We start from the raw sequence: 4962 nt of genomic DNA on the forward strand, positions 1-4962 counted from the left end.
ATGATTAATTATTAATGCTTGAGCTAACTTTTCCCGACAATAATGAGCGTCTTGCCAATTTATGCGGTAACCTAAATTCACATTTACAATTGATTGAAAAACACTTTGCAGTTGAGATTGCTAACCGTGGCCCTAAATTTAAAATTACAGGTGAAGAATCGGCTGAATCAGAAGCTAAAACTATCCTAGAACATTTATATGATTCAACAGCTGAAGAAATTTTGGATGAAGACATTGTTCGCTTAGCTTTACACAGCACACAATTTGATCGTGATGATTTTATTGAAGAGAGCAAAGACAACCGTCAAGAAGTTGTCCTCAAAAATAAACGAGGATTAATCCGTGGTCGCAGCACTAATCAAAAACATTATTTATCAGAAATCGCACATAATGCCATTAACTTTGGCATTGGCCCTGCGGGTACTGGAAAAACATTCTTAGCTGTTGCTTCTGCTGTTGATGCATTAGAGCGCCAAAATATTCGTAGAATTATTCTAGTTCGCCCTGCTGTCGAAGCAGGTGAAAAATTAGGATTCTTACCAGGTGATTTAACTCAAAAAGTCGATCCTTATTTACGTCCTTTATATGATGCATTATATGAGATGTTAGGCTTTGAAACTGTCTTAAAGCTCATTGAGCGCAATGTTATAGAAATTGCGCCATTAGCATTTATGCGTGGCCGTACGTTAAATGATGCATTCATTATTTTGGATGAAGCTCAAAATACAACTGTCGAACAAATGAAAATGTTCCTAACACGCTTAGGCTTTAACTCTACAGCAGTGATTACAGGTGATATTTCACAAATTGACTTACCAAAACATGTCACATCTGGCCTCAAAAATGCTATGACTGTTTTAAATAATGTTAATGGCATTACCATGACATTCTTTGATTCAAAAGATGTTGTGCGTCACCCATTAGTTGCAAAAATCATCAATGCATATCAAGCTGCTGAGGACACAAAAAATGACTAACCTCATTTTAGATGTGCAAAATGCCACAAAATACCCAACCATTCCAACACAAGAACAGTTAGAATTTTGGGTTAATAACGCTTTATCTTTTATTGATATTGAAGAAAATGATGTTGAATTAACCATCCGATTTGCAGATTCAGAGGAAATTCAAGCACTCAACAAAGATTACCGAAGCAAAGATAAACCTACAAATGTCTTATCCTTCCCTGCAAACTATGATATTCCTGATTCATCTGTGTACTTCATGGGAGATTTAATTATTTGCCTAACTGTTGTTAAAGATGAATCCATCGAGCAAGGTAAAACCTTTGAAAATCACTTAGCACATATGGTGACACATGGCGTTTTACATCTATTAGGTTACGATCATATTATCGAAGAAGAAGCTGAAGAAATGGAAAGCTTAGAAATTGAGATTCTAGAAAAACTTTCGATTGCTAATCCTTATGAGATTGATTAAATCTTAAATTGAACTCAAAAAAATAGCTCATTTCTTATATCGAGATGAGCTATTTTTATATGATTTATTCAACTAAAATTGTTGATTATTGCGCAATGCTTCAATTCTCACTTCCAATGGAGGATGACTACTGAATAAGCTAGAAAATTTACCTGAAATACCAAATGCAGCTAAGTTTCCTGGTAAATCTTCATTGGCATGTTGATTTTGCAATGCTTGCAATGCTCCAATCATCTTAGACTTACCTGCTAAGCGAGCACCACCTTCATCTGCACGAAACTCTCTTTGACGGCTAAACCAAGCAACAATCATTGATGCTAAGAAACCAAAAACAATTTGTAAAATAAATGAAACAATAAAGAATGTGCCGCTATTCTCAACCGCAGCATCGCTATCATCATCACTATTACCCTGCAATGCATTTGTAATAATTCCCGCAACAATGCGTGATAAGAAAATCACAAATGTATTCACAACACCTTGAATTAAAGTTAATGTCACCATATCACCATTGGCAATATGAGCAACTTCATGCCCAAGAACTGCTTCAATCTCATCTTGATTCATGTTGTGCAGTAATCCAGTGCTAACAGCGACTAAGGACGCATTTTTATTAGCCCCTGTCGCAAAAGCATTAGGATCCGCAGAATCAAATATACCAACGTCTGGCATACCAATACCAGCAGCTTCAGCTTGTCTTCTCACAGTTTCTACCAACCAAACTTCCATTTGATTTTCAGGCTGTTGAATAACATGAACACCCATGCCATGGATAGCCATTTTTTTTGACATCAAGAGTGAAATAATTGATCCCGTAAATCCAATAACGGCAGCAGCTAATAACATTGGCAACAATCCCTGTCCACCGTTTAGCGCTCCACTTAGCCCTGTCACAGATAAAATTACAGTAATCACTGCAATCACTGCAATATTTGTTACAACCCATAACATCATGCGTTTAAACATATAAAATCCCCCTAATAATTTACAGATCTATAATGGTGTTATAGTATATTTTTTCAAGCATTCGTAGCATCTTGTTGCAATGATAAATATCGGTCTCTCAGCCCTAGAATCAATGGCATCCAAATTAATGCAGCCCAAAAACTACCATAAAATGATACATGCAGGTTAATCGGCATCATTGCTAAAAATGCGACAGCAAACCAAACAGAAAATTTATTTGCTTTTAATAATAACAGCAGCACCCAACTCAATGCCAATAAATAACTTATAAAACCTAAAGTACCAGTTTGAGATAAAATTTCTAATCCATAAAAATGAGGAAAGCCTGCACCACCAATATGTACGCCTCTTGCTTCCACCGGCAATGTTTTGAATGCCTTTTCAAAAGTGCCACTACCAGAACCAATGATAGGATTATTTTTATATTCACTCCACGCAAACTGCCACAATACTAAACGATCAGAAGATACTCTATCAATCCATTCATAACTTCCTATCTTAGCCTGTTCTGTACTTTCCAATGTATTAATATATCGATTTTTAACAATCGGCAATTGAGAAATTGCACCACCAACAATAACAATTGCTAAGATTCCACCTGAAATCCATTTTGCAGATATTTTTTTCTGAATAATCATATGTAACATGATCAATCCCAAGCTCACCAATAACGTCACAACACCAGCACGGGAACCTGCAATAAAAATAGCAATCACTGCTAATAATGAGCCAAGTAACCAATAATATTGTTTGCCTGTTTTTTTCGTAAATGATGCGATCATTTGATAAAAAATAAATGGCGTTAAAGTTGCGAGCACATATCCTAAATGATAATACTGGAACAATCCCATAATACGGGCGCGATCTCGACTTTCACCCATTAAATGATAACCTGTCAACCATTCAATGATCGCATCCACAGAAATCAAAACAATATAAGCCAAAATCGCATAACGAATCTTCTCTAAAGCAGGGACCGTTAATAACAGAACCAAGCTTCCTATAAAAAAGAAACGTAAAAAATTCACAACTGTTTTCCAGCTTTCCCCCGGATATCCGCTTAACACAGCAGAAACCACCATCGGAATCACAACAAGACTGAATAACCAAATAAATCGACTATCTTTAAAATACGTCAATACCTGCTGCCTATGACGGATAAAATAATAAATCCCCCATAATGTAGTCAGAATTACTGTTCCGTTATATACGCCCATTGGAGCACTATAGAACCAAAATATCATCGAAAATAAAAAAATTACGATATTTTCTTGTGTTAATTTACTTTTTAATGCTTCAATCATTCATAATTCCTGATGCTAATAATTTTTGTGCAATACGACCAGACTCATTCAATCGTTCAAAATGATTATCATCACTATTAACTTTATGAGCCTCAATCAAATGATTTAAATTCTGCGCTATTTTACCTTTTAATCCTGTGACATCAATGATTTTTACCAAACAGCCTGCGCTTAATGATTCATAAATCATAGAAATTGACTCCGCCGTCACCCAAGCTTCTTTACTTTTTAATAGTTGCTTTGGCAACCATGACTCATCTACTACTTGAAAATCAATAATCTCACTTTTATCTAGAATATCTTTCGGTAAATTGACAATAAAATCCTGCGGTGTTCTTCGAGATGTTGATAAAATAATTTTTTTATCATCATTTTTCAATGAAATTCTGGCAGATAACTCTTGGTAAACATGGGTGTTTTTCCACTCACATGCAAAGCTTGGCCCACCAATTAAAACCAAAGTTTGATCTTCTTTTGTCGCATCCATTAATGATAACGCATTCATTGCACCTTCTGTAACTAGCACATTATCTCGTTCAGGTAAACCATCATGCTTTGGCACAATGCAGTAATCAAACCAAACCTTAGGTAATGATGGCTTCATAATCACAATAGATTTGGCTGCATATTTCCATTTGTAATATAGCAGACTAAAATGTGTACGATGCCCTGCCCCAACCACTAAGCTGTTAGCCTCTATTTTTTTAGCACACTGACCTAAGCTTTTGAGCCATTGCCATAATGAAAATTTTGGCAATATTTGAACATCATAATCATGTGGCCTTAATTTTTGTAATGCTTTTGCCAAACCTTCACTTTGTCGAAGATGCCCTATCTTCCCATCACTGATGCAATAAATTATTTTTTTCATAATCCAGAAATAAAAAAACCCTAGAAGAGTATTCTAGGGTTTTTCACAAATAATTGTTTAAAATTATTTAGCTTTAAAAGTAAGCTTTTCTTTAATACGAGCCGCTTTACCTTCAAGATTACGCAAGTAGTAAATCTTCGCTTTGCGAACATCACCACGACGCTTAACGTCTAATGATGCGATTAATGGGCTGAATGTTTGGAACGTACGTTCAACACCAACACCGTGAGAAATCTTACGAACTGTGAACGCTGAACCCATACCGCGATTACGCTTAGCGATAACTACGCCTTCGAATGCTTGCACACGCTCACGGTTTCCTTCTTTAACTTTAACGTTGACAACAACCGTATCTCCTGTTGAAAACTCAGGAAGTTGACG

General features: G+C 35.9%; 6 protein-coding genes. 2 read left to right on the plus strand and 4 right to left on the minus strand.

Features of this window, described 5'->3' with window-relative positions; genetic code table 11:
• Window positions 1-14 precede the first annotated feature (14 nt).
• On the plus strand, window positions 15-977 hold the full coding sequence (locus tag BZK14_RS12240; RefSeq protein ID WP_077926747.1) for a PhoH family protein: 963 nt from the start codon (window positions 15-17) through the stop codon (window positions 975-977).
• Window positions 970-1440 carry an rRNA maturation RNase YbeY gene (gene ybeY, locus BZK14_RS12245; protein ID WP_077926748.1) on the plus strand — a complete coding sequence of 157 codons (471 nt, stop codon included), beginning with the start codon at window positions 970-972 and terminating at the stop codon, window positions 1438-1440. The genes BZK14_RS12240 and ybeY overlap by 8 nt, the downstream gene beginning before the upstream one ends.
• 72 nt (window positions 1441-1512) lie before the next feature.
• Here ybeY and htpX read toward each other — a convergent pair whose 3' ends face one another.
• The 4 genes from htpX to rplS form a co-directional block, all read right to left on the minus strand.
• Window positions 1513-2406, minus strand: a complete 894-nt coding sequence (gene htpX / locus BZK14_RS12250; protein WP_077926749.1) for a protease HtpX — start codon at window positions 2404-2406, stop codon at window positions 1513-1515.
• Window positions 2407-2459: 53 nt separating this feature from the next.
• Complete coding sequence (locus BZK14_RS12255; RefSeq protein ID WP_077926750.1) at window positions 2460-3710, minus strand: O-antigen ligase family protein; 1251 nt, start codon at window positions 3708-3710, stop codon at window positions 2460-2462.
• Complete coding sequence (locus BZK14_RS12260; RefSeq protein ID WP_077926751.1) at window positions 3703-4581, minus strand: ELM1/GtrOC1 family putative glycosyltransferase; 879 nt, start codon at window positions 4579-4581, stop codon at window positions 3703-3705. The genes BZK14_RS12255 and BZK14_RS12260 overlap by 8 nt, the downstream gene beginning before the upstream one ends.
• Before the next feature lie 63 nt (window positions 4582-4644).
• A partial coding sequence (rplS, locus tag BZK14_RS12265) for a 50S ribosomal protein L19 (RefSeq protein ID WP_077926752.1) occupies window positions 4645-4962 on the minus strand: 318 nt, incomplete at its 5' end.

Origin of the sequence: Wohlfahrtiimonas larvae (assembly GCF_002006755.1) — a bacterium.
GTDB classification, from domain to species: Bacteria; Pseudomonadota; Gammaproteobacteria; order Cardiobacteriales; family Wohlfahrtiimonadaceae; genus Wohlfahrtiimonas; species Wohlfahrtiimonas larvae.

What these genes read in the sequence shown, in the direction of transcription:
- ybeY (WP_077926748.1), top strand. Translation starts at nt 970, where the DNA reads ATGACTAACCTCATTTTAGATGTGCAAAATGCCACAAAATACCCAACC.
- BZK14_RS12240 (WP_077926747.1), top strand. Translation starts at nt 15, where the DNA reads ATGCTTGAGCTAACTTTTCCCGACAATAATGAGCGTCTTGCCAATTTA.
- htpX (WP_077926749.1), bottom strand. Translation starts at nt 2,406, where the DNA reads ATGTTTAAACGCATGATGTTATGGGTTGTAACAAATATTGCAGTGATT.
- BZK14_RS12255 (WP_077926750.1), bottom strand. Translation starts at nt 3,710, where the DNA reads ATGATTGAAGCATTAAAAAGTAAATTAACACAAGAAAATATCGTAATT.
- BZK14_RS12260 (WP_077926751.1), bottom strand. Translation starts at nt 4,581, where the DNA reads ATGAAAAAAATAATTTATTGCATCAGTGATGGGAAGATAGGGCATCTT.